This is a genomic window from Pseudomonas thivervalensis, assembly GCF_001269655.1.
In the GTDB taxonomy this organism is placed as follows: Bacteria; Pseudomonadota; Gammaproteobacteria; order Pseudomonadales; family Pseudomonadaceae; genus Aquipseudomonas; species Aquipseudomonas thivervalensis.
The window spans coordinates 274,653-301,435 of record NZ_LHVE01000006.1; the positions used below are offsets into that span (position 1 = coordinate 274,653).

Annotated in this window: 24 protein-coding genes; 12 read left to right on the forward strand and 12 right to left on the reverse strand. The window is 63.5% G+C overall.

Going from position 1 to position 26,783, the window contains the following annotated elements:
- From gspD to gspG, 5 genes are read right to left on the reverse strand one after another with little or no spacing between them, the layout of a single operon-like run.
- Complete coding sequence (gspD, locus tag AD659_RS07155) at nucleotides 1–2,367, reverse strand: type II secretion system secretin GspD (protein ID WP_053119690.1); 2,367 nt, start codon at nucleotides 2,365–2,367, stop codon at nucleotides 1–3.
- On the reverse strand, nucleotides 2,364–2,933 hold the full coding sequence (gene gspM, locus AD659_RS07160; protein WP_053119692.1) for a type II secretion system protein M: 570 nt from the start codon (nucleotides 2,931–2,933) through the stop codon (nucleotides 2,364–2,366). The genes gspD and gspM overlap by 4 nt, the downstream gene beginning before the upstream one ends.
- On the reverse strand, nucleotides 2,926–4,107 hold the full coding sequence (gene gspL / locus AD659_RS07165; protein WP_053119982.1) for a type II secretion system protein GspL: 1,182 nt from the start codon (nucleotides 4,105–4,107) through the stop codon (nucleotides 2,926–2,928). Before gspL ends, gspM begins: the two co-directional genes overlap by 8 nt.
- On the reverse strand, nucleotides 4,104–5,090 hold the full coding sequence (gene gspK, locus AD659_RS07170) for a type II secretion system minor pseudopilin GspK (protein ID WP_053119694.1): 987 nt from the start codon (nucleotides 5,088–5,090) through the stop codon (nucleotides 4,104–4,106). Before gspK ends, gspL begins: the two co-directional genes overlap by 4 nt.
- An 8-nt stretch (nucleotides 5,091–5,098) precedes the next feature.
- Nucleotides 5,099–5,548 carry a type II secretion system major pseudopilin GspG gene (gspG, locus tag AD659_RS07175; RefSeq protein ID WP_053119697.1) on the reverse strand — a complete coding sequence of 150 codons (450 nt, stop codon included), beginning with the start codon at nucleotides 5,546–5,548 and terminating at the stop codon, nucleotides 5,099–5,101.
- A 148-nt stretch (nucleotides 5,549–5,696) separates the two neighbouring features.
- Here gspG and gspI point away from each other — a divergent pair, with 148 nt between their 5' ends.
- Nucleotides 5,697–6,071, forward strand: coding sequence for a type II secretion system minor pseudopilin GspI (gene gspI / locus AD659_RS07180; protein WP_053119698.1), 375 nt, complete (start codon nucleotides 5,697–5,699; stop codon nucleotides 6,069–6,071).
- 120 nt (nucleotides 6,072–6,191) lie between these two features.
- Here gspI and AD659_RS07185 read toward each other — a convergent pair whose 3' ends face one another.
- Nucleotides 6,192–6,623, reverse strand: coding sequence for a type II secretion system protein N (locus AD659_RS07185; protein ID WP_053119700.1), 432 nt, complete (start codon nucleotides 6,621–6,623; stop codon nucleotides 6,192–6,194).
- Nucleotides 6,624–6,740: 117 nt separating this feature from the next.
- Here AD659_RS07185 and gspH point away from each other — a divergent pair, with 117 nt between their 5' ends.
- A complete protein-coding gene (gene gspH / locus AD659_RS07190; protein ID WP_053119702.1) occupies nucleotides 6,741–7,193 on the forward strand; it encodes a type II secretion system minor pseudopilin GspH in 453 nt (150 codons plus the stop codon).
- The gene (locus tag AD659_RS07195) at nucleotides 7,190–7,801 is read left to right on the forward strand and encodes a PulJ/GspJ family protein (RefSeq protein ID WP_053119704.1); all 612 of its coding nucleotides are present in this window, start codon (nucleotides 7,190–7,192) and stop codon (nucleotides 7,799–7,801) included. Before gspH ends, AD659_RS07195 begins: the two co-directional genes overlap by 4 nt.
- Nucleotides 7,802–8,011: 210 nt before the next feature.
- Here the strand turns inward: AD659_RS07195 and AD659_RS07200 are convergent, their stop codons facing one another.
- The 3 genes from AD659_RS07200 to AD659_RS07210 are packed head-to-tail and all read right to left on the reverse strand — an operon-like array spanning nucleotide 8,012 to nucleotide 10,165.
- Nucleotides 8,012–8,953, reverse strand: a complete 942-nt coding sequence (locus AD659_RS07200) for a FecR family protein (RefSeq protein ID WP_053119707.1) — start codon at nucleotides 8,951–8,953, stop codon at nucleotides 8,012–8,014.
- Between the two features lie 37 nt (nucleotides 8,954–8,990).
- The gene (locus AD659_RS07205; RefSeq protein ID WP_053119708.1) at nucleotides 8,991–9,536 is read right to left on the reverse strand and encodes a sigma-70 family RNA polymerase sigma factor; all 546 of its coding nucleotides are present in this window, start codon (nucleotides 9,534–9,536) and stop codon (nucleotides 8,991–8,993) included.
- Nucleotides 9,533–10,165, reverse strand: coding sequence for a secretin and TonB N-terminal domain-containing protein (locus tag AD659_RS07210; protein ID WP_053119710.1), 633 nt, complete (start codon nucleotides 10,163–10,165; stop codon nucleotides 9,533–9,535). Before AD659_RS07210 ends, AD659_RS07205 begins: the two co-directional genes overlap by 4 nt.
- A 206-nt stretch (nucleotides 10,166–10,371) precedes the next feature.
- Between AD659_RS07210 and AD659_RS07215 the strand changes: the two genes are divergently transcribed.
- Nucleotides 10,372–10,713, forward strand: a complete 342-nt coding sequence (locus tag AD659_RS07215; RefSeq protein ID WP_053119712.1) for a hypothetical protein — start codon at nucleotides 10,372–10,374, stop codon at nucleotides 10,711–10,713.
- 136 nt (nucleotides 10,714–10,849) lie between these two features.
- Here the strand turns inward: AD659_RS07215 and AD659_RS07220 are convergent, their stop codons facing one another.
- Nucleotides 10,850–11,290: a carboxymuconolactone decarboxylase family protein gene (locus AD659_RS07220; RefSeq protein ID WP_053119714.1), complete on the reverse strand. Its 441-nt coding sequence runs from the start codon at nucleotides 11,288–11,290 to the stop codon at nucleotides 10,850–10,852.
- A gap of 195 nt (nucleotides 11,291–11,485) precedes the next feature.
- Here AD659_RS07220 and pdxR point away from each other — a divergent pair, with 195 nt between their 5' ends.
- The 3 genes from pdxR (at nucleotide 11,486) to AD659_RS07235 (ending at nucleotide 14,023) form a co-directional block, all read left to right on the forward strand.
- The gene (pdxR, locus tag AD659_RS07225; protein ID WP_053119716.1) at nucleotides 11,486–12,919 is read left to right on the forward strand and encodes a MocR-like pyridoxine biosynthesis transcription factor PdxR; all 1,434 of its coding nucleotides are present in this window, start codon (nucleotides 11,486–11,488) and stop codon (nucleotides 12,917–12,919) included.
- A gap of 118 nt (nucleotides 12,920–13,037) precedes the next feature.
- Entirely contained in the window at nucleotides 13,038–13,319 is a 282-nt protein-coding gene (locus AD659_RS07230) for an antibiotic biosynthesis monooxygenase family protein (RefSeq protein WP_053119718.1), read from the forward strand.
- A gap of 299 nt (nucleotides 13,320–13,618) precedes the next feature.
- Nucleotides 13,619–14,023: a cupin domain-containing protein gene (locus tag AD659_RS07235; RefSeq protein ID WP_053119720.1), complete on the forward strand. Its 405-nt coding sequence runs from the start codon at nucleotides 13,619–13,621 to the stop codon at nucleotides 14,021–14,023.
- 186 nt (nucleotides 14,024–14,209) lie between these two features.
- On the opposite strand, the gene AD659_RS07240 is transcribed toward AD659_RS07235, so the two are convergent.
- Nucleotides 14,210–19,078 carry an NAD-glutamate dehydrogenase gene (locus AD659_RS07240; RefSeq protein ID WP_053119722.1) on the reverse strand — a complete coding sequence of 1,623 codons (4,869 nt, stop codon included), beginning with the start codon at nucleotides 19,076–19,078 and terminating at the stop codon, nucleotides 14,210–14,212.
- A 430-nt stretch (nucleotides 19,079–19,508) separates the two neighbouring features.
- Between AD659_RS07240 and AD659_RS07245 the strand changes: the two genes are divergently transcribed.
- Entirely contained in the window at nucleotides 19,509–19,862 is a 354-nt protein-coding gene (locus AD659_RS07245; RefSeq protein ID WP_053119724.1) for a hypothetical protein, read from the forward strand.
- 215 nt (nucleotides 19,863–20,077) lie between these two features.
- On the opposite strand, the gene AD659_RS07250 is transcribed toward AD659_RS07245, so the two are convergent.
- Nucleotides 20,078–22,231 carry a WG repeat-containing protein gene (locus tag AD659_RS07250; protein ID WP_053119984.1) on the reverse strand — a complete coding sequence of 718 codons (2,154 nt, stop codon included), beginning with the start codon at nucleotides 22,229–22,231 and terminating at the stop codon, nucleotides 20,078–20,080.
- 230 nt (nucleotides 22,232–22,461) lie between these two features.
- On the opposite strand from AD659_RS07250, the gene AD659_RS07255 reads away from it, so the two are divergent.
- From AD659_RS07255 to AD659_RS07270, 4 genes are all read left to right on the forward strand, one after another.
- Nucleotides 22,462–23,487 carry a LacI family DNA-binding transcriptional regulator gene (locus AD659_RS07255; protein ID WP_053119726.1) on the forward strand — a complete coding sequence of 342 codons (1,026 nt, stop codon included), beginning with the start codon at nucleotides 22,462–22,464 and terminating at the stop codon, nucleotides 23,485–23,487.
- A 154-nt stretch (nucleotides 23,488–23,641) separates the two neighbouring features.
- Nucleotides 23,642–24,424, forward strand: a complete 783-nt coding sequence (locus AD659_RS07260; RefSeq protein WP_053119728.1) for an AP endonuclease — start codon at nucleotides 23,642–23,644, stop codon at nucleotides 24,422–24,424.
- The gene (locus AD659_RS07265; protein ID WP_053119730.1) at nucleotides 24,417–25,397 is read left to right on the forward strand and encodes a sugar kinase; all 981 of its coding nucleotides are present in this window, start codon (nucleotides 24,417–24,419) and stop codon (nucleotides 25,395–25,397) included. Before AD659_RS07260 ends, AD659_RS07265 begins: the two co-directional genes overlap by 8 nt.
- A gap of 86 nt (nucleotides 25,398–25,483) precedes the next feature.
- Nucleotides 25,484–26,779: an MFS transporter gene (locus tag AD659_RS07270; RefSeq protein ID WP_053119732.1), complete on the forward strand. Its 1,296-nt coding sequence runs from the start codon at nucleotides 25,484–25,486 to the stop codon at nucleotides 26,777–26,779.
- Nucleotides 26,780–26,783 lie beyond the last annotated feature (4 nt).

A 26,783-nucleotide genomic window follows, 5' to 3' on the forward strand; every position in this document is an offset into this window, starting at 1 on the left:
TCATTGTCCAACCGGCTCCGTTGCCGGCACTGCCTTGATCACCGCCCTGGGCGTTTGCAGGCTCACCGGCGCGGTGCCGGGGATCGCCCGGGCCGAGGCCGGCAGTTGCGGCGCCTGCACGTCCGGCAGGGCCCAGCTGCGCTCCGGTTGCAGCAAGCCCTGGGCGCGGCGCATGAAGTCGTAGCGGTTGAGGGTGATGCCGCGGCCCGCTGCTGTGTCGCGGATGATATAGGGCCGCAGGAACACCATCAGGTTGGTCTTGGTGACCTGCCGTCGCTCGTTGCGAAACAGCGCACCGATGCCGGGGATGGTCGACAGCCACGGCACCGCGTCGTTGCTCTGGCTGTAGCCATCCTGCAACAGCCCGCCCAAGACCATGATCTGCCCGTCATCCAGCAGGATACTGGTGTCGATGGCGCGCTTGTTGGTGACGATGCCCGTTGTGCTGGAGGCGCGATTGTCGACGCTGCTGACCTCCTGATAGATATCGAGCTTGACCGTCCCGCCTTCGGAAATCTGCGGTCGGACATTAAGCTTCAAGCCCACCTCCTCGCGAGTCACGGTCTGGAACGGGTTGTTGCTGGTGCCGCCCCCGCCCGTAACGTAGCTGCCGCTGACGAAGGGGATGGTCTGGCCGACGAAAATACTTGCCGCTTCGTTGTCGAGGGTCAGCAGGTTCGGCGTCGACAGCACGTTGGTGCCGCCCTTGCTTTTCAACGCCCGGGCCAACACCTTGAGGTCGAGGATCTTGCCGATGCCGGGAATGTCCACGGTACCGTTGACCAGGCCCAGGTTCAGGCCCTGGGGCAACACGTCGATGCTGGTCTTGCCGTTGAGGTTGAGCCCCGTACCGCCGAGATTGACCCCGCCGATCACCCCACTCCCCCCCAGATTGCCGGTCTGCCATTGCACGCCGAACTCACTGGCGTCGTCCTCACCGACCTCGACGATCAGGCTTTCGATCACCACTTGGGCACGACGCTGGTCCAGCAGGTCGATGACTTCCCGCAGGTTGCGGTACAGCGGGTCCGGCGCCGAAATCAGCAAGGTGTTGGTGGTGGCGTCGGCCTGGATGGTCACGCCGCCGGCGCTGAAGGCGGTGCCCTGCTCACTGTTCGTCGACGTCGTGCCGGTGGAGCCGTTGCTGCCCTGGGCGTAGCCGTTGCCGCTACTCGACGCACTGCCGCTGGTGGTGCTGCTGGTGCCGTCGCCACTGCTGCCCTGCCCGCTCTGGCCGTTGGTGCTGGCGCCCATGCCGCTGAGCACCGAGCGCGAGTTGTCGCTGCCCTCGCCTTCGCTTTCCCCGGTGAGCAAGCCGCGCAGGGCCTGGGCCAGTTTGCCGGCCTGGGCGTTGCGCAGGTACACCACGTGCAAGTTGCTCGGGTTGTTCTGGGCGTTGTCGAGCTTGTAGATCAGGTTGCGCGCCAGCTCCGTGCGTTCGGGGCTGCCGGCGCGGATGATGATGGAATTGGAACGCGGGTCGCCGATCACATTGATCTTCTGGGTCTGATCGCCGCCCTGGTTTTCCAGCAGGTCAGCGACCATCTGGGCGATGTCGACGGCGATGCCGTTGTGGATCGGCACCACGTCGGTGTCGATGGCGCTGGGGGTGTCGATGCCTTCGATAAGCTGCGCCACCCGCGACAGATTCTCGGCGTAATCGGTGACGACAATGGTGTTGTTGCCCGGGTACGCATTGATCGGATTGTTCGGCGACACGATCGGGCGCAGCACCGGGATCAGGTTCACCGCGTTTTCGTATTGCAGGCGGAAGGTGCGCGTCAGCATACCGTTGCCGGCCGGTTTGTCGGCGCTGTAGATCGGTCCACCGAGCAGCTTGGCATCGGCCTCCGGCACCACCTGGGCCACGCCACCCACGTCCACCACGCTGAAGCCTTGCATGCGCAGCGCGGCCAGCAGCATGTCGTAGGCCTGGTGGGCCGGGACCTGGCCTTCGGAAACCAGCGTCAGGTTGCCCTTGACCCGTGGGTCCACCAGGAACTGTTGGCCGGTGGAACGGGACAAGGCCCGCACCACCGCCTGGATATCCGCGTCGACAAAATTCAGCGTCACCGGTTGATCGCCCAGGGGCGTGCGTGCCGGCGTATTGCTGCGCGGCTCTCGGCCACGGGCGGTGAGGTCGACCTGATGCCGTACCGCCGGCTTGCGTTCACCCAGGTCCTGGGCGCGCTGGCGATCGAGTATTGCATCACCGCTGCGCTGGGTACTCCCCAGCGGAATACCCAGCTCGCTGTCCACCAGCAACGGTGGCTGCGACGCGGGCGGCGTGCTGTTGCACGCACTCAACGCCAGCAACAACAGCGGTGCGGCCTTGCGCCAATGACGTGGGTATCGGGCCCCTTTCATGAAGCTTCCTTAGCGCTTTGCGCCTGATCCATGCGAACGGTTCCGGACAGTGTGCCGGCGCTGTTGTCGAGGTTGTCGTGGTTATCGGGGTTGGCAAGGGCGGTGCGCTGCAAACGGGCCTCGATCACTTCCAGGGAAAATTGCCGTGGGTTGCCCAGCAGCCAACTGATGACCGTCTCCGCCGGAGCCTGGTCGAACGTGAGCTGCCAGGCACCGGGGCCCTCGGACATTTGCAATTGGTAGTGCTGGCTCAAGCCGCTGGCGTCCAGGCTCTGGCGCAAGGCGGCTTCGAGGGGCTGGTCTTGGGCAGGCCCCGCGACGTCACGCAACAGCACCTCAAGGGCTTCGGTCTGGGAGCGCAGCTTTGGGGTTTCGACCTGCCAGTAGGCGATGGTCTTCAGCGGCGGCTGGATCAGTGCGAGCCAGACCAGACAGCCACCCACCACCAGCGCCGCCAGGGCCACGGCGGTTCGTTCGCGCACGGCAAGCCCCTGCCAGAACGTGCGCAAGTGCGTGCGAAAGGTCTGCCAACGGACCCGCGCCAGGGCCAGGAAGTGCTTATTCATCGTCGACGTCCGGGGTTTCGTCGGGGGCGTCCTGCATACCCTGGCCGGCCGGGGCCACGCGCAGGACCCAGCCCTGGTCGATGGCGGCGACGTCGATGCCGGCCTGGGCCAGGGGGATTTTCCAATCGTCTTCGGCAGCGCTTTTCTGCGCCTCGGCCACGACATTCAGGTGCAACTCACCGTTCTCGAACACCAGCGCCTGGACATTGCCGCTCATGAACGGCATGGCGCTGCCCGCCTGCTGCACCAGGCTGGCAAAGCGCTGGGTCGGGTCGGTCGCTGCACCGCTCTGGCGCGCCGCGACTTGCTGGCGCGCCTGCTGCAGCGGGTTGAGAATCACCGGTAACTCGGGAAACGCCTGCTTCACCCGCTGGCTCATCTGCGCCTTGAGCCGTTGGCCCTGGGCCGCTTCGCGGGCAGCATAGAGATTCAGCCCGATCACCCACACTGCCAGCGCTGTCGCGCAGATCGCCGCCGCCCGGCCCCAACCGCCACGCTCGGCCGCGCTGCGTGAAAGGCCGGCATGCAAGCCCCAACCCGGCGCCGGACCCGTCCAGCGTTGGGTTTCAGCCAAGGTGCTGATCGAAGATTGCGCCGGCGCTTCACCGACCCAATGCAGCCCGGCCCCGATTTCCAGCAACCACTCCTCCAGCGCCTCGTCCTGCAACGGCTGCACCACCGCGTGTTGCAGGCCATGGCGCACCAGCAGATGGTCGTCCTCAATGCAGGCCACCGGCCCCGACAGCACCGGCAAGGCGTAGGCCGCCGGGTAGAGGCCGCGCAGCTTCAAGCCGGCCTGCTGCACCAGCCGCCCCAAATGGGCGAGGGATTCACGGTCCAGCCAGGCGATCTGCACCTGTCCGTCGACGTCACGCGGGCTGTGGGCCACGTGCATGTGTTCGCTGGCACCGAGCATCAGGGCCTGGGCCGCGCACGTCACCGCTGCGGTGACCTTGGCCGCCGGCAACAACGGCAACTCCAAGCGGGTCAGCAGGCTGTCGCGGGGATGAAGGAAGCATTCCACCGAAAGGTGCTTACCGCCCTGGCCCAACGCCCGCAGGCTGCTGCGACCTTGCTCGCGGACCTGACCCTGGCGATCCAGCCAGGCGAACGCCACCACGCTGTCGATATCCAGGCTGCCCAGCGGCGCCAGGGCGATACGCAAGCGCGTCATACGCCCACCCATGACCAGATCACCTGGGGCAAGCGGTCTTCGCTGCGTTGCAGCAAAGCCTCCAGTTCAACCCGCCGTTTACCGCTGCGCGCCTGGCCTCGCAGGCGGAACCAGTCGCTGGTGATGCCGACCTTGACGTTGGCGTTCTCCAGCTCCGGCATGCGCAGGCGATTGACGAAATCCCCGCGATTGATAAACCAGTGGCCGCCGTCGCGCTCCCTGACCAGCGCCTCGGCCCGCTGCAACGACAGCCCTGGCACATAGGCCGCCAGCACCGGGGCACTGGCGGTGTTGCCGTTGAGCCAGGTATTGGCCGGCAGGATCGTCACGTACGGCGTCAGGGTGTCCAGTAACCGCGTGGTGACGCCCTTGACGCTGCGCAAGTCTTGCACGGTGCGCAGCATCGGGCGCGTCGGGGCCAGCGGCGTGTTGTCGGCCTGCGGCGACGTTTCGCGGCCGCTGTTGAAGGTAGTGGCCTTTGGCGTCGGGGCCGCCCGCGGCGGATTCAACAGGCGCGGATACGCCTCGACCACCCTTTCGACGATGCGCGTACGGACGGTCGCGGACACGCCCAACTGCTGGCACAGGCGTTCGAAGGCCTGCACTTGCTCCTCGTCCACACGCTCATTGGCGACGAGGTTGCGCAAGTTGAACTTGCCTTGCTCATCTTCCAGCTGACCTTCGAACGGCGTATCAGCCTGGATTGAGCCCGGCATCACGATGGGCTTCGCCCAGGGCTGGCCGAAACGCGTCAGCGGATCACGCTGACGGGCATCCCAGAGCAACTGGCGACTCAGTTGCAAACCGCCCTGCAACCGCGCCGTGCCCTGGACGCGCAATTGCTCGGCCTCCAGGCTGCGGGTGAACAGGGTCTGGCGGGTCAGCATGCCGCCGGCGATCACCGCTACCACGGCAGCGATCAGCAAGGCACTGATCACCGCCATGCCGCGCTGCTTCGCCGCGAGGGGCGAATCCGTTCGCATCACGGCCCTTACAACTGCCAGGAGCCAATGTCGGCATTCACGCCGTCGCCGTCAGGCTGGCCGTCGGCCCCCAGGGAAAAGATATCGACTTCGCCGTTGGCGCCGGGGTTGAGGTAGTTATAAGGACGGCCCCATGGGTCGTTAGGCAGGCGCTCGAGGTAGGAACGCCAGGTACTGTTTTTCGCATCGGCCGGTTTCTCCACCAGCACCTTGAGGCCCTGGTTCATGCTCGGGTAACTGCCGTGGTCCAGGCGATACAGCTTCAAGGCTTGCATCAAGCCGCCAATGTCCTGTTTTGCCGCCGTTGCCCGCGCCTGGTCGGGGCGGTCGAGGACCTTGGGCACCACCATCGCCGCCAGGATGCCGAGGATCACCACCACGACCATGATTTCGATCAGGGTGAAACCCCGCTGCCTGCGAGGGCCTTGGGGACGGGCGTTGTAACGGGCGATCTGCATCTCGACGGTCCTTCGCTGGATTCGATTCGAGGCGCAGTGTTGCAAGAAAATATGTCAGTGATATTGAAATTGCTCAGGAGCTTGCGTCGTCAATCGGTCACGAGCGCCGGCTAGCCTTGAAGGCTGCCCTCGCCCTCGAGCCCGCGCCATGCCACGCCCTGCTCCGCAAGCCGGCTTCACCCTGATCGAAGTGCTGGTGGCCCTGGCGATCATCGCCGTGGCCATGTCCGCCGCCGTGCGCGTGGCCGCGGTGATGACCCAGAGCAACGGCCTGCTGCGCGACAAATCCATCGCCCTGCTGGCCGCCCGCAGCCAACTGGCGCAGTTGCGTCTGGAAGGCAGTTTTGCCCAAGGCTCGAAAGTGTTCGAATGCGACCAGGGGCGCTTGCTGCTGCGCTGCGAACAGACTCTGCGCCCGGCGGAAAACGGCCGGCTGCTGCGGGTTGAACTGAGCGTGTCGGATCGCAGTCGCGAAGCGCCGCCGTTGGCTCGGTTGGAGACGTTGGTCAGCCGGGAGAAATAAGGGGATGCATGCGATTCCCTGTGGCGAGGGAGCTTGCTCCCGCTCGGTTGCGCAGCGACCGCAGGATTTTGGGGCCGCTTCGCAGCCCGGCGGGAGCAAGCTCCCTCGCCACAAAAGCACTCAGGGTTGGGTCAGGGAGGGCAAACTCACTGAATCCGGCAACCGCGCCAGGGCCAGCCGGGTCTGTTCATTGCCGCGTTCGATGACCACCGCCTGCGCCTCGATCGCCACCAACCGTACCCCTTGGGCCACGGGCTCACCCACCAGGAAACTGCGCGGCGGCCCGTCGTTGAGGCTGAGGATCGCCACGGAAGCGTGGCTGCCGGCCATCACGCCGCTGACCTTGATGTCCACCGCTGCCGGCTGGTTGGAGAACCATTGCAACGCTGGATTATCCGAACGCTCGGCCATGCGCTGCGGGGCGACATCCGGCGTACGGGACTCGGCCGACGTGAGCAGCAGAGACGACCAGGTCGCCCCCCCGGCCAACGCCGCCAACAAGCCCACCACCTGGACGATTTGCGCCGGGGACACACGCTCGATGAACGCCATGGCCTGAATCTCCTTTTTTTGATTCCTGCTTGCAGCGTACGCGTCAATTCTCTCCGTTTTATTTCACATCCTTATCATCTTCGCCGTGCAGAGTGACCTTTATGCAAAGGAGCGCCCATGAACCTCGGCCAGCAACGCGGTTTTACCCTGATCGAATTGATGGTGGTGCTGGTGATCATCGGCATCGCCAGTGCCGCCGTGGGCCTGAGCATCAAGCCAGACCCGTTGAAGTTGCTGCGCCAGGATGGCGAACGGCTGGTGCAACTTCTGCAACTGGCCCAGACCGAAGCTCGCAGCGATGGGCGGCCGATTACCTGGCGCTGGGACGCCAAGGGCTTTGGCTTCAGTCGCCGTGCCGATCGAGGCGCCGAGCTCGATCGCTTCAAGGATGACCCGCAACTGCGTCCGCGTCACTGGCAGAGTCCGTCAATGGAAGTCCGGGTGGAACCCAGGCAGCGGGTCGTGCTGAATGCCGAATGGATCGGCGAGCCCTTGCAGATCCGCTTGTCGGACGGCCAGAACAGTCTCACGGTGCAACGCAGTGCCGCCGGGCGGGTGCAACTCCAATGAGCGTGCGGGAGACGGGGTTCACTTTGCTGGAAGTGATGGTGGCGATCCTGCTGATGGCGGTGATCAGCCTGATCGCCTGGCGCGGCCTGGACAGCGTGACCCGGGCCGACAGCCACTTGCAGGCCAGCACCGAGCAGACCGAAGCGTTGTTGCGGGTCTTGAACCAGCTGGAGCGCGACGTTGACCTGCGCGCCGGCATCGAGCTGAGTGAACCGGTCAAACCCGGCGTCAACGACGAGCCCTCGACCGCGCCGCCCGCCCTTACCGTGCGCAGTACCGAAGGCCGGGGTTTTCGCCTGGATGTGATCCGCGTGGCGGCGGCCCAGGAAGGTCAGTTGCAACGGGTGCGCTGGTGGCTCAAGGGCGACACGCTGTACCGCGCCCAAGGCCCGGCCCGCAATCGCTACCCTCTGCCCGCACCCGGCTCGGGCGTGGCCGTGCTCAGTGACGTCAGCGACGCCGCACTGCGGTACTGGGACCCGGAAAAAGGCTGGCGCAAACTCAGCGGCAACCGCCAGGAAAACCCGGCGGGCATCGAAATCAGCCTGACCCGCCAGACACCCCAAGGCACCGAGCAGTATCGACAAGTGCTGGGGCCACTGGAGTAGGTAGTTATTGGACCCAACACTGGTCCTTGTGGGAGCGGGCTTGCTCGCGAAGAGGCCCTTAGGCTCGACATCAATGTCGAACGTGATGCCGCCTTCGCGAGCAAGCCCGCTCCCACAGGGTTAATGGATGATCTCAAGCCCTGGCCACAACACAAATCCACTGTGGGAGCGAGCCTGCTCGCGATGAGGCCCGACCAGGCGCCACCGGACTCAGCTCAACACCACCACCCCACCCGGCAATTCGGTGCATTTGGCGCCGTAGGCATCGCGGATCAACAGCGCCACACCGGCCAGTTGGTCGAGGCGAAACCGTGCCTGGACCTTGCGCTGGGCCAGCTCGCGGTTGAGCAGCAGCAACATGCCCGGACGATAACGGTTGATTTCATCGATGACGCTGGCCAGGGTCGCGTCGTTGAACACCAGAACCTGCTCACGCCAGGCAACGGCCGCCGACACATCGACACGCTCGGGGATGCCCACCTGGCCCGGGTCGTAAGTCAGCTGCATGCCGGGCTCCAGGCGAAACCTTTGCCCTTGCACCTCGACCTGCACCACGCCCTCCAGGCAAGTCGCGCAGACGCTGTGGTCGGTGTAGCGAATGTTGAAGCGTGCCCGGGCGGCGCTGATCCAGCCGGCACCGGCCTGGACGCTGACCACCTGGGCACTGCGCCCCTGCACTTCAATTTCGCCACTGAGCAATTCCAACCCTTGTCCGCCATCGGCCAGCGGGCGGCGGCTGAGGCGGGTCTGGGTGTTGAGCTCCAGGCTGACGCCCTCGGCCAATTCCACTCGGCGCTGTTCGCCAACCTCGGTGATGTAGTCGGCTCCCAGCCCGGACACACCGCCGGGCACCGTGGCGCGAATCAACAAAAAGGCCGCCGATGCCGCGATTGCCCCACCCAACAACGCCCGACGGCCGAAATGCCGGGGCGCCTGCAACGCTGCGGTGGCAGGTTGCAGCCCATGCCACAAGGCCTTGGCCTGCTCAAAAGCCTGCGCATGTTCGGGGCTTTGCCCACACCACTGGCGCAAGGCCCGGGCATCGGCCACGGTGGCGCGTCCCGAGGTCAGCAGGATCAGCCAGTCACGGGCCTCGCTGGCCAACCGGGCCTGGGGCGTGGCGTCAGGGGAAGCAATGCTGAAGATGTTCAAGCGTACACACACTCATGAAAGGGTCGGGTCTCTACTCTCAAGACGGTTTTCCCGCGCCGGGACCGAACCGCTGAATGACTTTTCTTTCCAGGCGCAGGGCACAATGCCCCAGCGCTGCCTTGATTTCCTTTTCCACCATGCGGGTGGAAATACCGAAGCGCTGGGAGATTTCCAGGTGCGGCGCTTCTTCCAGGCGGGCGGCGATGAAAATCCGGCGGCGGCGTGCTGGCAGTTCGTACAGGGCCTTGAGCAAGGTCTGCAACTCCTTCTGCCCCCCCACCACCCGCGCCGGGTCCAGCGCTTCATCCGAGACCTGCAGCAGTTCCTCTATTTCGTCACCCGTGAGCAGGCGCGCATCGGCCTGCCGACGGTCAGCGGCAATGTTCAGGGCCATGCGATACAAATAGGCATTGGGCTGGGCGATGTCCGACGTGTCGACCATGCGATCGACCCGAAGGTAGGTTTCATGCAGCACATCGTTGGCCAGTTCCTCGGAACCCAGGCGCCGGCGCAGGCGCACCCTGAAATCCTCGTAAGAGGTGAGGAACAACTTCACCAACGGGCTGCGACCGATGTCTTTCATCGCCCGGACACCCCTTCCCCTGTTGTGCATTCCATGCTTTTTCCTGATGAGTCGGGTAACAAAAGCAGGGTCACCGGCTGGCGCAGCGAACTGGGCGCCGGGCGGTCGATCCTGAGATTCTGCAAACTGTTGACCAAGGCCTTGTCGCGCATCAGGTCGCCCGTGGAACTGACCAGGCGGCTGTGCTGAACCACGCCGTCCCGGCCGATCCACACTTGCAGCACCGCCCGAAAACTGCCCGGGCGGGTCAACGCTGAACGACATAAATTGCGCTGGATGACCGTCTGGATGGCTGCCGCGTAGTTGCTGTCACTCAAGCCCGGGGTGACGCCGGCAGGCAGCGGCACCTCGCGGACCCGCACCGGCTGCAACGTGAACGCATCCGCCCGGGCATAGTGCGCCGCCAGCCCGGTGCCGCTGAGCAACACCCGCAACCCTTCGGAGGGTGTGAACCGCCCTTGGACGCCCAGCGAATGACGCTGGCTCGATAACTGCTGGTCGACCAGCACGGCCATGCCCGTAAAACGACTGAACTGTTCCAGCGCCGAGGTCAGTTCCTGGGGCGCGATGTCCAGGTCTACCCAGTCGACTGCCTGGGTCGGCCCGGTCAGCAGACACAGCAACGCCATAAGCCACCCCAAGGGCGCCCTGGTCAATCCACGCCCGCGTCCGCCCCCGGCTCTGCCCTGCTGCACGACTGACGTATCCGTTGAAAATCGTCATCCTGAGGGGTGTTTATGAATGTCGTATGACAACTGATATAAATCCCCCCGGGCCGCACTAGACTGATGCTCTGACAACGCACCGTTCAATGTGATGGACCAGGAGGTCGGTGATGAAACAGTGGACGAAAATGATGGCAGGCCTCGGACTGCTCATGGCCCTGCCCTGGGCCCATGGCGAGGAAGCCCCAGCCTGTATCGAGGTAACCGTCGGTGGCTACAAGACCCCCGACTACAACTGCCTGAGCCGGCAGATGGGCAATGACCCCGAGGCCGCGACAGCGGCGCAACGGGCCCAGGAGGCCATGCACGTGCCGGTCAACGAACGCGCGCCGAACAGCATTGGCCTGGCAACCCCGGCGGCCACGGGGGTGCGCATGGGCAATACATTCGGCACGTCGGTCAAGCCCCAGCGGCCGCCGGTACCGGCCAACACCTCACCGCTGCCCAAATAACGAGACCGCTTTTTGTGGCGAGGGAGCTTGCTCCCGCTGGGCTGCGCAGCGGCCCCAGAATTTTGCGGTCGCTGCGCAACTGAGCGGGAGCAAGCTCCCTCGCCACAGGGATCACGTCAAAGCTTGATCCAGATAATCACCCCCCCGGACTCTGGCGAAAACTCACCGCCAGCCGGTTCCAGCTATTGATGGTGCTGATCGCCAGCGTCAGGTCCACCAGTTCCTCCTCGCTGAAGCAGGCCCGGGCGTGGGCGTAGATGTCATCGGGGACGTGGCTTTGCGCCAACAGCGTCACCGCCTCGGTCCAGGCCAGGGCGGCGCGTTCGCGGGCGGTGAAGAAGCCACTGTCGCGCCATACCGCCACCGCGTAGAGCCGCCGCTCGGTCTCGCCCTGGCGTCGCGCCTCCACTGAATGCATGTCGGTGCAGAAAGCACAGCCATTGAGTTGCGAGGCGCGAATCTTGATCAGGTGCAGCAGCGCCGGTTCGATACTCAAGCGACTGGTCAGTGCTTCCAGGCCGATCATGGCGCGCATCGCCCCGGGGGATGCGGTGTAGTAATCCAGACGCGGGCTCATGGCGGGCTCCGTGGCATTCGAGACCTTCACGGTAGGCCTCGGGGCGGGGCAATGACAGGTCCAATTCGGCGAAAAACCCGGGGACAAGTCCAATGGACGGGATTTTCTCCACGCAACTTCTATGCAGTCGCACAATGCGGGTAATCTTGCGCCTTTGACGCCGGCCACCGAACAATCGCCCAGGAGCTTGCGGGTATGGAACTTCATGTTGTCATCAACGGCCGCAAGGACCTGTCGGGCCAGTTGTATCAACAACTGCGTAGCGCCATCGAGAGTGGTCGCCTGGCCGCCGGCACCCAACTGCCGCCCAGCCGCCTGCTGGCCGAGCAACTGGGTGTCTCGCGCAAGACCGTCTCCGACACCTACGCCCAACTGACCTACGAAAATTTCCTCACTGGCATCATCGGCAAAGGTACCTACGTCAATGCGCAGCCGGCCAAAGTCGTGCGCAAGCAAAGCCATCGCGAGCTGGCCGGTGCCGACGTCGTCGAGGCCTGGCGCACCATGCCCGACCTGATGCGCCATCCCACCCTCGAAGGTGCGTTGCGCTACGACTTCATCGGCGGTGCCACCGGCAAAGGCCAGTTTCCCCTGGACGACTGGCGGCGCTGCACCGCCCACGCGCTGCGCCAGATCGCCAGCGCCAAGGGCTTCTACAGCCAGCCCGAAGGCCTGCCATCGCTGCGTAATGCCATCGCCCGGCACATCGCGTTTTCCCGTGGGGTCAATTGCCAGGACGAGGACGTGGTGGTATGCAACGGTGCGCAGCAGGCCTTGGACTTGATCTCACGGGTGTTGACCCGTCCCGGCAGCCTGGTGGCCATGGAAGATCCCGGCTATCCGCCGGCGCGGTTGCTGTTCGGCTCCCAGGGCGCCACGGTGGCCGGGGTCCCGGTGGACGAGCAAGGCATGCGGGTGGACCTGATCCCCGACGGCACGCGGCTGATCTACGTGACGCCCTCCCACCAGTTTCCCCTGGGCATGCCCATGAGCCAGGCCCGTCGCGAGGCCTTGCTGGCGCGGGCCTATGAACTGGGGGCGATCATCATCGAAGACGACTACGACAGCGAATTCCGCTACGAAGGCCGGCCCGCCGATTCGTTGCAAAGCCTGGATGAACGCGGGATCGTCGCGTACGTCGGCACCTTCTCCAAGACCCTGTTGCCGGAACTGCGGCTCGGCTACGCGATCCTGCCGCCGGCAATCCTGGAAGCGGTAATCCTGGCCAAGCGTCTTACCGACCAACACACCTCCACCCTGCCCCAGTGGGCGCTGGCCAAGTTCATCGCCGAAGGTTGCCTGCTCAAGCACATCCGCCGCTGCCACACCCTGTATGCCGGACGCCGCGAGCGGATCCTGGCGCGCATGGCCGGGGACTTGTCACCTTGGTTCGAAGCCGTGCCCACTACCGCGGGCTTTCATATGGCGGTGTTGTGCAAGGCTCCGATGGACCTGGCGCTGGTGATCGCGTTGGCGAGAAAGGCCGAGGTCGGGCTCTACAGCCTCGACGGTTTTTTCAATGATGTGCCTGTGCGGCCGGGCCTGTTCTTCGGTTTCGGTGCGATCGAAACCCTCGACATCGACGTCGCCCTCGACCGTTTGCGCGACATCCTGCAGCAGGTGGCCTGAGGATTGGACTGGGCATTTATCCGCCCATTGGCTGTTTGAGCCTCGCGCCGCCAGGCCTATCCTGCACGGGTGTCATTGAGAATCAGCCCCCCCTCCGACTTGATCAGGAGCCTGAACAATGTCTCGCCAAGTGATCAATACCGTACAGGTGCAAGCCGCTGCCGGTCGCTCGGAAGAACTGGGCCGGCAATTGCAGCAAATCGTCGAGACCCTGCGTGCCCTGCCCGGCTGCGATGCCTACCTGGTCGACCGTTGCCCCGACGATGGCGACCGCTGGAACGTCAGCGCCCGCTGGCAATCGGAAGCGGCCATGCAAGCCCACTTCAACTGCCCGGAAGTCCAAGGCTTCATCAGCCTGATCGACAACCGCCTGGCTCGCAGCATCGACTTCAACTGCTGACACCCCGCGCCCGTAGGAGCTGCCGAGTGCAACGAGGCTGCGATCTTTGCCCTGCCAACGGAGTCTGGAGCGAAAGATCAAAAGATCGCAGCCTCGCTTCGCTCGACAGCTCCTACAGACCAGCGGGAGCAAGCTCCCTCGCCACAAAAGCACCCGCGAGCCAATGGCCTCATTGGCCCTGCAATTGGTCTACCCACCTTCCGAAAGATTGGACGTTTGCTTGCCCCGCCCTGGGGCTTAGGGTGAATCCATCGCCGCGACAGCGCGAAATCACTCGAAACCATACAGGCCATACCTTCATGAAAACCCTCTGTCTGATCGCCGCCCTCAGCCTGCTGCCCATTGCCCAGACCTACGCCCACGAAGCCGCGCCATCGGAGAAGGTCACGGTGTTGCAGGAGCAAATGCTGAAAAACGTTCCAAGTAAAAAAGCCATGATGCTGACCGTCAACTATGCACCCGGCCAAGCGTCCATTGCCCACAAACACGAAGGCACGGCCATGGCCTACGTGCTGGAAGGCGCCATCACCTCCCAGGTCAAGGGCGAGCCGGCGAAGACCTACAAGGCCGGGGAGTTCTGGTATGAAGCGGCGGGTTCCGAGCACCTGGTGTCGAAAAACGCCAGCGCGAGCCAACCGGCAAAATTGCTGGTGTTCATGGTGATGGGAGAGGATGAAGCGGTGTTGATACCGCTGAAAAACTAACTCGCTAAAACGCAGTCCCCCTTGTGGGAGCGGGCTTGCTCGCGAAAGCGGTTCCCCTGTCTTAACTTTGTTGACTGACACACCGCTTTCGCGAGCAAGCCCGCTCCCACAGGGGTCCGCAGTGAATCTTAAAAACAAAAAAAGCCCCGCATCTCTCAATGCGGGGCTTTTTCATTCAACGCCGGATCAGTTGGCCGTCACGATCGCCTGACCACTCATTGCCACGTCCAGCAGCTCGCGGTTGGCGACTGCGTACATGGCGTAGTCGGTACCGCTGGCAGCACGGATGTCCACCAGCATGGCGCGCCAGCGCTCGACCATTTCGTGGTGCTGCTCCAGCCACAGCGCCAGGCGTGTTTCCACGTCCTGGGCGCCATCGCCCTCTTGCAGGACCGAGATGGTGATCGCCCGCTGTTGCCAGTCGACATCATCGCGGAACGCTTCACGGGCCAGTGCCTGCCAGTTGTTTTCCACCGGCAGTGCGCTGATCTGTTGCAGGTACCAGGTGATGTCCAGGGCGCTGCCCACGGCGAAGTAAGCCTTGGCCACATCGGCGGCGTTCTGCCCGGTGACGTCGGCCGCCTCGATGATCGGCAGCAAGGTGTACAGGTGCGTGGTGCCCGCAACCATGCGCGCCAGCAACTCCGGCACGCCAGCGGCCACGTAGGCCTGGTAGCGGGTCTGCCAGCCTTCGCGGGTCGGGCCTTCCAGCAGTTCGTCGAGCTTGAGGCCCAACGCGGCCAGGTGCGGACCGAAGTGAGCGACGTCACGGGCAGCGTTCTGCTCGTTGCGGCGGCTGCGCAGGAACCAACGCGTGGCGCGACGGCCCAGGCGCATCAGCTCGTCCATCAGCTCCAGTTGCACGTCGGCGGAGACCTGGTGGTCCAGGGCTTCGATCTGACGGAACCAGTGCGGAAGATGGAAGATGTCCCGAACGATCACATAAGCACCGGCCACGTTCGCCGGGCTCATGCCCGTCGACTCTTTCAACCGCTGGACGAACGTAATGCCCATGTGGTTGACCAGGTCGTTGGCGATCTGGGTGCTGACGATCTCGCGTTTCAGGCGATGACGACGCATGGCCTCGGAGAACTTGCTCACCAGCGTCGGCGGGAACGCGGTTTCCATGTCCCGGGTCAGGTAGTCGTCGTCCGGTACCAGGGAGTTGAGCAGCGCTTCCTTGAGGTCGATCTTGCTGTAGGAGATCAGCACCGACAGTTCGGCACGGGTCAGGCCATGGCCCGCCGCGACACGTTCAGCCAGTTGCTCTTCCGTCGGCAGGAACTCGATGGCGCGGTCCAGCTTGCCCCGGGCTTCCAGATCGTTCATCAGGCGCTTGTATTCGGCGATCCGCACGAAAGCACGGCGTGCCGCCAGGGACAGGGCCTGGGTCTGCTTGTAGTTGTTGCCCAACACCAGGCCACCGACTTCGTCGGTCATGCTCGCCAGCAACTGGTTGCGTTGCTTGTCGGTCATGTCACCGGCCTGCACCACTTCGTTGAGCAGGATCTTGATGTTCACTTCGTGGTCGGAGCAGTCCACGCCGCCGGCGTTGTCGATGAAGTCGGTGTTGGAACCGCCGCCATTGAGGCCGAACTCGACGCGACCCAGTTGGGTCATGCCCAGGTTGCCGCCCTCGCCCACCACCTTGCAGCGCAGTTCGTTGCCGTTCACGCGCAGCGCATCGTTGGCCTTGTCGCCGACATCGGCGTGGCTTTCGGTGCTGGCCTTGACGTAGGTGCCGATACCGCCGTTCCACAACAGGTCCACCGGCGCCTTGAGCAAGGCGTTCAGCAGCTCGGTCGGGGTCAGTTTGTCGGCCTTGATGTCGAAGCGCTCTTTCATCTGTGGCGAGATGGCGATGCTCTTCGCGCTGCGCGAGAAGATACCTCCGCCTTCGGACATGATGCTGGCGTCGTAGTCGGTCCAGGCCGAACGCGGCAGGTCGAACAGGCGCTTGCGCTCGGCAAAGCTGCTGGCAGGTTCCGGGTTCGGGTCGATGAAGATGTGCAGGTGGTTGAAGGCCGCGACCAGTTGCAGCTTGTCGGACATCAACAAGCCGTTGCCGAACACGTCGCCGGCCATGTCGCCAACGCCCACCACGGTGATGCTGTCTTCCTGGACGTTGATGCCGCGCTCGCGGAAGTGGCGCTGCACGCCGACCCACGCGCCCTTGGCGGTGATGCCCATTTTCTTGTGGTCGTAGCCGGCCGAGCCGCCGGAGGCGAACGCATCACCCAGCCAGAAGCCGTAGTCGATGGCGATGCCGTTGGCGATGTCGGAGAAGGTCGCAGTGCCCTTGTCCGCCGCCACCACCAGGTACGGGTCATCGTCGTCATGACGCACGACGTTCGCCGGCGGTACCAGCGCGCCGTCCTTCAGGTTGTCGGTGATGTCCAACAGGCCCGAGATGAAGATGCGGTAGCAGGCAATGCCCTCGGCCGCGATCTCGTCCCGGCTGCCGCCCAGCGGCAGGCGACGTGGCAGGAAACCGCCCTTGGCGCCCACCGGCACGATCACCGAGTTCTTCACTTGCTGGGCTTTTACCAGGCCCAGCACTTCGGTGCGGTAGTCTTCTTCACGGTCGGACCAGCGCAGGCCACCACGAGCAACGTTGCCGAAGCGCAGGTGCACGCCTTCGACCCGTGGCGAGTAGACGAAGATCTCGAACTTGGGCACCGGCTTCGGCAGTTCCGGGATCAGGTGCGGGTTGAACTTGAAGCTGAAGTAGGACTTGTTCTGGCCATTGGCGTCGGTCTGGTAGAAGTTGGTCCGCAGGGTGGCCTTGATCAGGTCCAGGTAGCGACGCAGGATGCGGTCTTCGTTTAGCACCTGGACGTCGTCCAGGGCCGAGAGGATCGCTTGCTCCAGGCGCAGCTGCTTGTCTTCCAGGTCATCGCCGCTGAGTTTGCGCGCCAGGTAGAAGCGGGTCTTGAACAAACGGGTCAACTCGCGAGCGATGTCGGTGTGGTTGTTCAGGGTGCTGGCGATGTATCCCAGGTCGAAGCCCAGGCGGATCTGCTTCAGGTAACGGGCGTAGGCACGCAGCAGCGCCACGTCGCGCCATGGCAGGCCGGCGGTCAGCACCAGGCGGTTGAACGCATCGTTCTCGGCATCGCCACGCACGATGTGGACGAAGGCGTCCTGCAAGGTGTCGTTGAGTTGCTGGATGTCGAGGTCCAGGCCTTCGGCGGCGGTGAAGGCGAAATCATGAATCCAGAATTCGCGGCCGTTGGTGTGGCGCAGGCGGTACGGGAATTCACCCAGCACGCGCAGGCCGAGGTTTTCCAGGATCGGCAGCACGTCGGACAGCGCCAGCGGCGTGTCGGCGTGATACAGCTTGCAGTGCAGCTCGCGCTGGCCGGAAACCTGGCCCAGCGGCTGGTAGAAGCTCATCACCAGCGGATTTTTTTCGTTCAGGCTCAGCAGGTGCTGCATGTCGACCACGGCCGAGTGCGCGGCGAATCGCTCGCGGTAGCCGGCCGGGAAGCCTTTCGGGAAGTCCGACAGCACGTTGGTGCCCTGGGCTTCGCCGAAGCTCTCGATGACCAGGCTGGCGTAGTCGTCCTTCCAACTGCGGCAGGCCTGCACGACTTCTTTTTCCAGCAGCAACGGGTCGATGTCGAGGCGGTTCTTCGGATCCACCCGCAGGATCAACTGCACACGGGCCAGTACGGATTCGGAGAAGAAGGTCCAGAATTCGCAGTCCGAGGCTTTCAGGCGATCCATCAGCACTTGCTGGATCTTCTGGCGCACTTCGGTGGAATAGATGTCACGCGGCACGTAGGCCAGGCAGTAGCAGAAACGGCCATACGGGTCTTTGCGCAGGAACACGCGGATCTTGTTGCGTTCCTGGATCTGCACGATCGACATGACGGTGCTGAACAGCTCGTCCACCGGCGTCTGGAACAGGTCGTCACGGGGCAGCACTTCGACCACTTGGGCCAATTCCTTGCCCAGGTGTGCCTTGGCCTGGAAGCCCGAGCGACGCTCGATTTCCGCGACCTTGCGGCGGATGTACGGAATGACCCGCACGCTCTCGCCATACACCGAAGAGGTGTACAGGCCCATGAAGCGGCATTCCTTGATGACCTTGCCGTCGGCGTCGATTTCGCGGATCGACACGTAGTCCGGGTAGGCCGGACGGTGTACGCGGCTCGGGTGCGCGGCCTTGGCGAACGACAGCAGCGTCGGTTCGCGCAGGTAATTGACGGCGTAGTCTTCGATACGCAGGTCTTCGGCGGTCAGGCCGGCGCGCAGCAATTTGGTCAAGCCGAGGAACGAATCGGGGTTGTACTCGATGTGGCCGCCGTCGGCCTCGTCGCGCACCACGAACTCTTCGTAGCCCAGGAAGGTGAAGTGGTTACCCACCAGCCATTCCAGGAAGCTCTTGATCTCGCTCTTTTCATCAGCGTCGATGGCGTAGGCGCTGCTGTCCAGGCTGTCGAGGATTTCCTGGACCTTGGCTTTCATCGGTTCGAAATCGGCCACGGCCACGCGCACTTCGCCCAGCACTTGCTCGAGTTCCTTGCTCAGGACGTTGAGTTCGGCGGCGTTGGCGCAGCGGTCGATCTCCAGGTACATCAACGACTCTTGCAGGATGCCGTCGCCCTGGGTGCCTTTTGGCAGGATTTCCAGCAACTCGCCCTTGCTGCCGCGACGCACGCTCAGGACGGTGGTTTGCAGGGTATGGATGCTGTAGCCGCGACGGTTCAGTTCGGTGCGGACCGAGTCCACCAGGAACGGCAGGTCGTGGTGCAACACTTCCACGGCCGTGTGGGTCGACTGCCAGCCGTGGCGTTCGTAATCGGGGTTGTAGACGCGCACCTGCGGTTGCGTGTGGTCGAAGCGCTCAAGCAGGCGCCAGGCAGACAGGGTGCAGCCGGCGAGGTCGGACAACCGGCGCTGGGTAAGTTCATCGAGGGAAATGATGCCGAAGAATTGTTCAGCGAACAGCGCCACTTGTGGCAGTGCCTGTTCACTGATGTGCTGCGCCAGTGCCGCTTGCAGTTGGTGCTGGAAGTCGGCTTTGCTGGCTGCGGTGAAGAACGCCATCTGTGGTACTCCGCTTGGGCTTGTTATTGATTGAAGCGTCGCGTGCAGCCCCTGCGGGGCTGTCGGCCATCCCGTTCCTGATTCTCGGGCAGAGGAAACAGGATGACAGGTGGGTGAAGCTGGACAGGACCCGCAGGTCACATCCTTTTCCATGTAATTTCACGTCATGGACACCTGCAAAAATCACCCTGGGGGTGGCCTTTGCAGGTGCACATCCGTTGCGCAGCTTAACGAGTGCGACAACCTGCCTGCTTGCAGCGCTGCGACATATTCGGTCATCGGCTAGCTAAACAGCTCGTACGCACCGAACAACCCTAGCAGGCTGGGGACCAAACGGCACCCCAAGGCGGTAAACCAGCAGAAAATCCTTCGGGCTGGCAGAATCCACTTTTTGCACCCCGCAGGTGCACTCGATCCTGGAGCCCTCACCATGCAAATGACCACCGCCCTTCTGATCGCCAACCCGTGCGACGATGAAGAAGACAACATGGCCATGCTCTGCTGCCACAGCGCCCAGGGCGAAATGTTCCTGATGACGCGCTACCCCGACGAAGACGAGCTGGAAATCGCCCTGGATGGAGAGCCTTCGACCCTGGACGGCGTCAAGGTCACCCTCAGCCCGACCCGCCTGCTGATCGAAATCGCCCCGGCGGATGCCGATGCGCTCAATGGCGACGATGTGCTGGAGATCATCCACGACACCGATGCGGCGGACCTGGCGGAAGTGGAACTGACGTTGCAGAACATCCTCAAGGGGACGGGCACCTATGTAAGCCAACTCTGATTCCCAAGGCGACCCGCTCTCCCGTGGCGAGGGAGCTTGCTCCCGCTCGACTGTAGGAGCTGTGTAGGAGCTGTCGAGCGAAGCGAGGCTGCGATCTTTCCCCAGCCACTTGAGTCCCAAGCGAAAGATCAAAAGATCGCAGCCTCGCTTCGCTCGACAGCTCCTACAGACCAGCGGGTGCAAGCTCCCTCGCCACAGGATCAGTGCGCCAGCTTCTATTCGTCGTTCTTCACGAGATTGCCATCAGCGTCATAGGCCAGGTACTCGTCATCGTTATTCGGATCCCTCACGTAGTAACGGGCCTCATTGCCGTTATCCGGCACCTTCATGCTGGTGTAGGACCCCAACGCCTTGATCACCTTGTTGTCCTGACTGATCAAGACCAGCGAGGAACCCCCACCGGCCCGGATGGCCGCTGCGTAACGGGTCTGGAACGCGTTGATCTGCTGGTAATCCAGCGGCACTTGCAACCGCCCCGCCAGGTCGATGGCGCCATAGCTGCCATCACGTCCGACCACCGCCATGCCGTTGGAAAACGGCTCCACCTCGTCATACGGCAATTTGATGGGCAGTCGCGCGCCCTGGCGATTGATAAAAGCGAATTTCCGACTTTTAGCGTCCTGGACCAGCGCCGGTTGCGGCCCCACAAACCGACCGATCACACTGTCACCTTGAAGGTTGATGCGTTTACCTTGCAGGTCGAAAACGTCCTGGCGACTCCGGTCGGCGGAGCTGGCGTAGAGCAGGCCCGCGCTGTGCTCGATGCCCGAGAATTGCGTCGGCAGGATCTCCTTGCCGTCCAGGGTATAGGCGCCGTACAGGCCTTCCGTGACATCGGTTCGCTTGCCGAGACGGGCAATGAACAGGTTGTCGGTCACGGTGGGGTTGACGAATTTCATCGGCAGCACGAAACGATGATTCCTGGCATCGTAGAGCCCGTAAGGACCGTTGGTTTCACGCTCCACCAACAGCAGGCCATTGCTCAGCACCTCGGTGATGTGCTCGAACGGCAGGTCGACGAGCTTGTTGCTACCGTCGGGAAAATAGGCGAGCTGGCTGCGCAACGCCTGCCACTCCGACGCCGGGTCGCTGGACTTCTCCGGGAAAAACAATGTGTAGGTATCGGCCACCTGGCTATCCTGCACCTGCACCCAACGGGGCTTGATCAACCACTGGCCGGCCTGGTCGACGAAACCGTAGCGCTCGGCCTTGCGGTCCAGGGCGATGTAACGCGCTTGTTGCGCAAGGACGTTGTCGACCTGGGTGAACTCAACGGTGTTGTCTTCCATCGGATCGAGCACATGGATGACGATACGTCGCGGGGTGGCCTCGAATTGGTAGTCGACCTCGGTGTTTTGCAACGGCCCCGCCTGAGCGACCAGCGCCTCGGTCACGCGCTCCAGCTGCTGTTGCACCGCCTGGCCGGTCTTGAGCTGCTTGAGATCGTCCTTGGCCTGCAGCAGCGCTTTGTAATAGCCCTGCAACGCTGCGATATCGGCATCGGAGGGGAACGTCCGGGCGTTGTTACCGTTGCTGTAGAGCGCCTTGCCCGCGCCGTCCAGGCCCTGCACCACGAAGGTCGACAATTTCGGCGTACTCAAGCGCACGGACGCGCTGCCATCACCCAGGGCCGTGAGCTGGAAGGACTGGCCGTCGTCCAGGGTCACTTTCGGCTGATCCTTGTCCAGCACCACTTTCCTGAACGCCGGATAGCTGCGGTAAGCGACCGTCAGGCCGAGACTCGCCAGGGGTTTGTTCACTGCCAGTGCGAAGGCGTCATGGGACGCGATCATGTCGTCGGACTCGACCTTGGGCGGCGCCTTGAGCTCGGCGAAGGTGTTTTCGCTGCCATCGCGAAAACGCAGGCGCTGCGGCAGGTACTGCTCGGCCGTCGGCGCATCCGGCGTGGCGGCGCGCTTCCAGAGCGGATCAAGACGGCTGGTATCGAACCGCACTTCAGAACCGTCGGCGAATAGTCTCTGGGCAAAACGCAGGCCCTGGATCGACGCCAGCTCAGCTTTCAACTGCGCGCTGGTGAACGGGACAAACAGCGACTCATATTGCAACGGCTGCTCGTCGGCGGGCCCGGTCGTCTCCACGGTCAGGCTCAATTGCACATCACTGAGCAGTTCCAGGGACCTGAGGGTTTCACCGGTGTCTTGAATCAAATAATTGAGGCGTTTCTCCACCTCAGGCAATGCCAGCGTGCCGATGTCTTCCAGGCCCCCTTCGTTCAATTGCTCGGCGGCGAAACCTTCATCGGCTGGCGCGCCGCTGTGGCGAAACAGGGTGTAGGACGTAAAGCCCACCACCAACAAGGTCACACTCAGTATCGACAGCAATCTCAAACGAGGCTGGGTAAAGTTCATGGTGGCTTCGGCAGTCAGGGGCTGGAGAGGCAGGCAGCTAACCACACGGCCTGGCGTGCTGCAAATCGCCCGGGTGACCTGGCGTTGATGAATCGGCGCCACCGTGCGACGGATGTGAACCACCGCCGGTCGTGCCCCTGACATTTCGCCCTTGACGACCGATTGGCTTCTGGTGTTTCCTGAAACCGGTTTCAGAGCCACTAATAAATCCAATAAACAGGTTTCAGTCCGTGAATTCTTTCTCCGCCGCCCAGCGCAACCGCGTGACCATGCTCGACGTCGCCGAACGCGCCGGGGTCTCCAAGGCCAGTGTCTCGCGTTTCATTGGCGAAGACCGTGCCCTGCTCTCCGAGGCGATCGCCCGGCGCATCGAGCAGGCCATCAGCGAACTGGGCTACCGACCGAACCAGATGGCCCGCGGCCTCAAGCGCGGGCGCACACGCCTGATCGGCATGCTGGTGGCCGATATCCGCAACCCTTATTCGATTGCCGTGATGCATGGCGTGGAAACCGCCTGTCGTCGCCATGGTTATAGCCTGGTGGTGTGCAACACCGACCGCGATGACGAGCAGGAACGCCAGCACCTGGCGCTGTTGCGCGCCTACAACATCGAAGGGCTGATCGTGAACACCTTGGGTCACCACCGTGACGAACTGTTCGAACTGCGCAGCGAAATGCCCCTGGTGCTGGTCGATCGCAAGGTCGATCGGCTCGACAGCGACCTGGTCGGGCTGGACAACCCGGCAGCCATCGAAATGGCCCTCGATCACCTTGAGCAACGGGGCTACCGCGATCTGTTGCTGGTGACCGAACCGTTCGACGGCACCAGTTCGCGAATCGAGCGGGTCGAGAGTTTCAAGGCCGGCATCCAACGACGACCTGCCCTGGCCGGCACCGTGGTGGAAACCTGCGACCGATTGACCGCGCGCATCAAGACCTTTCTTGCCCAGCCCGGCCCTGGCCCCAAGGCGTTGTTCTGCGCCAACGGCATTGCCGCCCTGGCCGCCACGACGGTGTTGCGCGAGCAGGGTTGCCACTTGTTCGACGACGTCGGCCTGATCGCCCTCGATGACCTGGATTGGTACCCGCTGGTGGGCAGCGGCATCACGGCCCTGGCCCAACCGACAGCGCAGATCGGCGCCAGCGCGTTCGAATGCCTGCTCAAGCGCTTGCGTGGGGACAACGGGCCGGTGCGGACCCTGGATTTTGCGGCGCGGTTGGTTGAGCGTGGGTCGACGCTTGGGGTTTCTCGATGATCGTGCGGGCCCTATCGCGAGCAGGCTCGCTCCCACAGGGACTTTCGGTGCGACGACGAACCAATGTGGGAGCGAGCTTGCTCGCGATGAGGCCCTGAAGCACACCACCCTTTTTTTGCACAAAACTGAAACCGGTTTCAGAGGGACAACAACCATGCACACCCCACCCGTTTCCATCAGTCTTTCCAGCTACGGCGCCGACCTGGTGCGGCAGCATGGCCAAGGCAGTTTCATCGAGCTGCTGGCCGCCGCCGGTGCTTCGCGCATCGAGTGGCGCGAAGAGCTGCTCACCACCGAACAGCCCACTGAACTGGCCGCCGCTGCCCGGGCCCGGGGGCTGCAGAGTATTTTTTCGTCGCCACTGGAACTGTGGCTCGCTGGCCAGTCCCGGCCCAACCCCGCCCTGGCACTGGCCCTGCAACGCGGCGAGGCGTTCGGTTCGACCTGGCTAAAAGTCTCCCTCGGCCATTTCACCGACTCCAATGACCTGTCGGCACTGGCCCAGGTGCTCGCCGCAAGCCCGCTGCAGTTACTGGTGGAAAACGACCAGACTTTGCAGGGCGGACGGATCGAGCCGTTGCAACGGTTTTTCACCGCGGTCGAGTACCAAGCGCTGCCCGTTGCCATGACCTTCGACATCGGCAATTGGCAGTGGCAGGACCAATCGGCCGTCGTGGCCGCCCGACAGCTCGGACGGTATGTGGCGTATGTGCACTGCAAAGCCGTGGCCCGGCGCGCCGACGACAGACTCGTCGCCGTACCGCCGGCCATGACCGACCTGCACCTGTGGGAACAACTGCTCAAGCACATGCCGCCTGGCGTGATGCGCGCCGCCGAATACCCGTTGCAAGGCGGTGACCTGCTGCAATTGACCGCGAGCCATGTGGCCTCCCTGTCCCGTCTCGGGCAATCGCGCCGGGAGCCTGTCCATGTCTGAATTCGATGTGTTGTCGTTCGGCGAAACCATGGCGATGCTGGTCGCGGATCAGCACGGTGACCTGGCCAGCGTCGAGCAGTTTCACAAACGTATCGCCGGGGCCGACAGCAATGTGGCCATCGGGCTGTCGCGGCTGGGCTTCAAGGTGGCCTGGCTGAGTCGGGTCGGCGCCGATTCCCTGGGACGCTTCGTGACGCAGACGCTGGAGAACGAAGGCCTGGATTGTCGCCACGTGGCGGTCGATCCCGAGCACCCCACCGGCTTTCAGTTCAAATCCCATGCGGTCGATGGCAGCGACCCGCAAGTCGAGTATTTCCGACGCAGCTCGGCGGCCAGTCATCTGTCGATCGACTCCATCGCCCCAGCGCTGCTTGACGCCCGTCACTTGCACGCTACCGGCATCGTCCCGGCGCTGTCGGTCACGGCCCGTGAGATGTCTTTTGAATTGATGAGCCGTATGCGCGAAGCCGGCCGCAGCCTGTCGTTCGACCCCAACCTGAGACCGAGCCTGTGGCGCAGCGAGTCGATGATGATCACCGAAATAAATCGCCTCGCCGCCCTCGCCCACTGGGTCTTGCCGGGGCTCGGTGAGGGCCGGCTGTTGACGGGTTTCGACGATCCGGCGGACATCGCCGCGTTCTACCTGGACCAAGGCGTCGAACTCGTCGTGATCAAGCTCGGCGCAGACGGTGCTTATTACCGCACGCCGCTGGACGAAGGCGTCATCGCCGGCATACCGGTGGCCCAGGTGGTCGACACCGTGGGCGCCGGGGATGGCTTCGCCGTCGGCCTGATCAGCGCATTGCTCGAAGGCCGGGCCATCCCCGAGGCCGTGCAGCGTGCCAACTGGATTGGCAGCCGTGCGGTACAGAGCCGTGGGGACATGGAAGGGTTGCCGACGCGCCTTGAGTTACTGGCTGAATTTGAAACCGCCTATCGCGAGCAAGCTCGCTCCCACAGAGGATCGAGTTAACACCTGTGGGAGCGAGCTTGCTCGCGGTCGAGGTCACCATAAACGCACCTGCTGCAACAAAAACAACAAGCTCAGGAGTCAACGACATGCAAACGCTCAACCTCGCCACCCGCCGCTGGTGGTACATCATGCCCATCGTGTTCATCACCTACAGCCTGGCCTACCTCGACCGGGCCAACTATGGTTTTGCCGCCGCCTCGGGCATGGCCGAAGACCTGATGATCACCCCAGGACTGTCGTCGCTGCTGGGCGCACTGTTTTTCCTCGGCTACTTTTTCTTCCAGGTCCCGGGAGCGATCTACGCGCAAAAGCACAGCGTGAAGAAACTGATCTTCGTCAGCCTGATCCTCTGGGGTTCGCTGGCCACCCTGACGGGCGTGGTCTCCAATGCCTACTGGTTGATCGTAATCCGCTTCATGCTCGGGGTGGTCGAGGCCGCGGTGATGCCGGCGATGTTGGTGTACCTGTGTCACTGGTTCACCCGGGCCGAACGCTCGCGCGCCAATACCTTCCTGATCCTCGGCAACCCGGTGACCATGTTGTGGATGTCCGTGGTCTCGGGTTACCTGGTGCAGCAATTCGACTGGCGCTGGATGTTCATCATCGAGGGCCTGCCGGCGGTGCTCTGGGCTTTTGTCTGGTGGCGCCTGGCCGATGATCGCCCGGCCCAGGCCAAGTGGCTCAGCGACCAGGAAAAACACGATCTTGAAAGTGCCTTGGCAGCCGAACAGGTCGGCATCAAGGCGGTGAAGAACTACGCCGAAGCCTTCCGCTCGCCCAAGGTGATCATCCTGGCGTTGCAGTTTTTCTGCTGGAGCATCGGCGTCTACGGGTTCGTGCTGTGGTTGCCATCGATCCTCAAGGCCGGCCTGCAGATGAACATGGTCGAGGCCGGATGGCTGTCGTCCTTGCCGTACCTGGCGGCGGTGATCGGTATGCTGGTGGTGTCCTGGGCGTCGGACAAGGCGCAGAAGCGCAAGCGCTTTGTCTGGCCGCCGCTGCTGATCGCCTCCATCGCGTTCTACGCCTCCTACCTGCTGGGGGCCGAGCACTTCTGGTGGTCCTATGGCTTGCTGGTGGTCGCCGGCGCTTGCATGTATGCGCCGTACGGGCCGTTCTTCGCCATCGTCCCGGAAATCCTCCCGGCCAATGTCGCGGGCGGCGCCATGGCCTTGATCAACAGCATGGGCGCGCTGGGTTCGTTCGGCGGCTCGTACCTGGTGGGTTACCTCAACGGCACCACCGGTTCCCCCGGCATGTCCTTCCTGCTGATGAGCGGCGCGTTGCTGCTGTCGGTCGTGCTGACCCTCGCCCTCAAGCCCGGCGCCAGCGACCGGGTCGTGTCCAAAACCGTGACGCGTCACCCGGCGTCTGTCCGCTAACGAA

Bases quoted from the DNA above. Each gene is read 5' to 3' on its own strand.
- gspD (WP_053119690.1), bottom strand. From the start codon at position 2,367: ATGAAAGGGGCCCGATACCCACGTCATTGGCGCAAGGCCGCACCGCTG.
- gspM (WP_053119692.1), bottom strand. From the start codon at position 2,933: ATGAATAAGCACTTCCTGGCCCTGGCGCGGGTCCGTTGGCAGACCTTT.
- gspL (WP_053119982.1), bottom strand. From the start codon at position 4,107: ATGACGCGCTTGCGTATCGCCCTGGCGCCGCTGGGCAGCCTGGATATC.
- gspK (WP_053119694.1), bottom strand. From the start codon at position 5,090: ATGCGAACGGATTCGCCCCTCGCGGCGAAGCAGCGCGGCATGGCGGTG.
- gspG (WP_053119697.1), bottom strand. From the start codon at position 5,548: ATGCAGATCGCCCGTTACAACGCCCGTCCCCAAGGCCCTCGCAGGCAG.
- gspI (WP_053119698.1), top strand. From the start codon at position 5,697: ATGCCACGCCCTGCTCCGCAAGCCGGCTTCACCCTGATCGAAGTGCTG.
- AD659_RS07185 (WP_053119700.1), bottom strand. From the start codon at position 6,623: ATGGCGTTCATCGAGCGTGTGTCCCCGGCGCAAATCGTCCAGGTGGTG.
- gspH (WP_053119702.1), top strand. From the start codon at position 6,741: ATGAACCTCGGCCAGCAACGCGGTTTTACCCTGATCGAATTGATGGTG.
- AD659_RS07195 (WP_053119704.1), top strand. From the start codon at position 7,190: ATGAGCGTGCGGGAGACGGGGTTCACTTTGCTGGAAGTGATGGTGGCG.
- AD659_RS07205 (WP_053119708.1), bottom strand. From the start codon at position 9,536: ATGAAAGACATCGGTCGCAGCCCGTTGGTGAAGTTGTTCCTCACCTCT.
- AD659_RS07210 (WP_053119710.1), bottom strand. From the start codon at position 10,165: ATGGCGTTGCTGTGTCTGCTGACCGGGCCGACCCAGGCAGTCGACTGG.
- AD659_RS07215 (WP_053119712.1), top strand. From the start codon at position 10,372: ATGAAACAGTGGACGAAAATGATGGCAGGCCTCGGACTGCTCATGGCC.
- AD659_RS07220 (WP_053119714.1), bottom strand. From the start codon at position 11,290: ATGAGCCCGCGTCTGGATTACTACACCGCATCCCCCGGGGCGATGCGC.
- pdxR (WP_053119716.1), top strand. From the start codon at position 11,486: ATGGAACTTCATGTTGTCATCAACGGCCGCAAGGACCTGTCGGGCCAG.
- AD659_RS07230 (WP_053119718.1), top strand. From the start codon at position 13,038: ATGTCTCGCCAAGTGATCAATACCGTACAGGTGCAAGCCGCTGCCGGT.
- AD659_RS07235 (WP_053119720.1), top strand. From the start codon at position 13,619: ATGAAAACCCTCTGTCTGATCGCCGCCCTCAGCCTGCTGCCCATTGCC.
- AD659_RS07240 (WP_053119722.1), bottom strand. From the start codon at position 19,078: ATGGCGTTCTTCACCGCAGCCAGCAAAGCCGACTTCCAGCACCAACTG.
- AD659_RS07245 (WP_053119724.1), top strand. From the start codon at position 19,509: ATGCAAATGACCACCGCCCTTCTGATCGCCAACCCGTGCGACGATGAA.
- AD659_RS07250 (WP_053119984.1), bottom strand. From the start codon at position 22,231: ATGAACTTTACCCAGCCTCGTTTGAGATTGCTGTCGATACTGAGTGTG.
- AD659_RS07260 (WP_053119728.1), top strand. From the start codon at position 23,642: ATGCACACCCCACCCGTTTCCATCAGTCTTTCCAGCTACGGCGCCGAC.
- AD659_RS07265 (WP_053119730.1), top strand. From the start codon at position 24,417: ATGTCTGAATTCGATGTGTTGTCGTTCGGCGAAACCATGGCGATGCTG.
- AD659_RS07270 (WP_053119732.1), top strand. From the start codon at position 25,484: ATGCAAACGCTCAACCTCGCCACCCGCCGCTGGTGGTACATCATGCCC.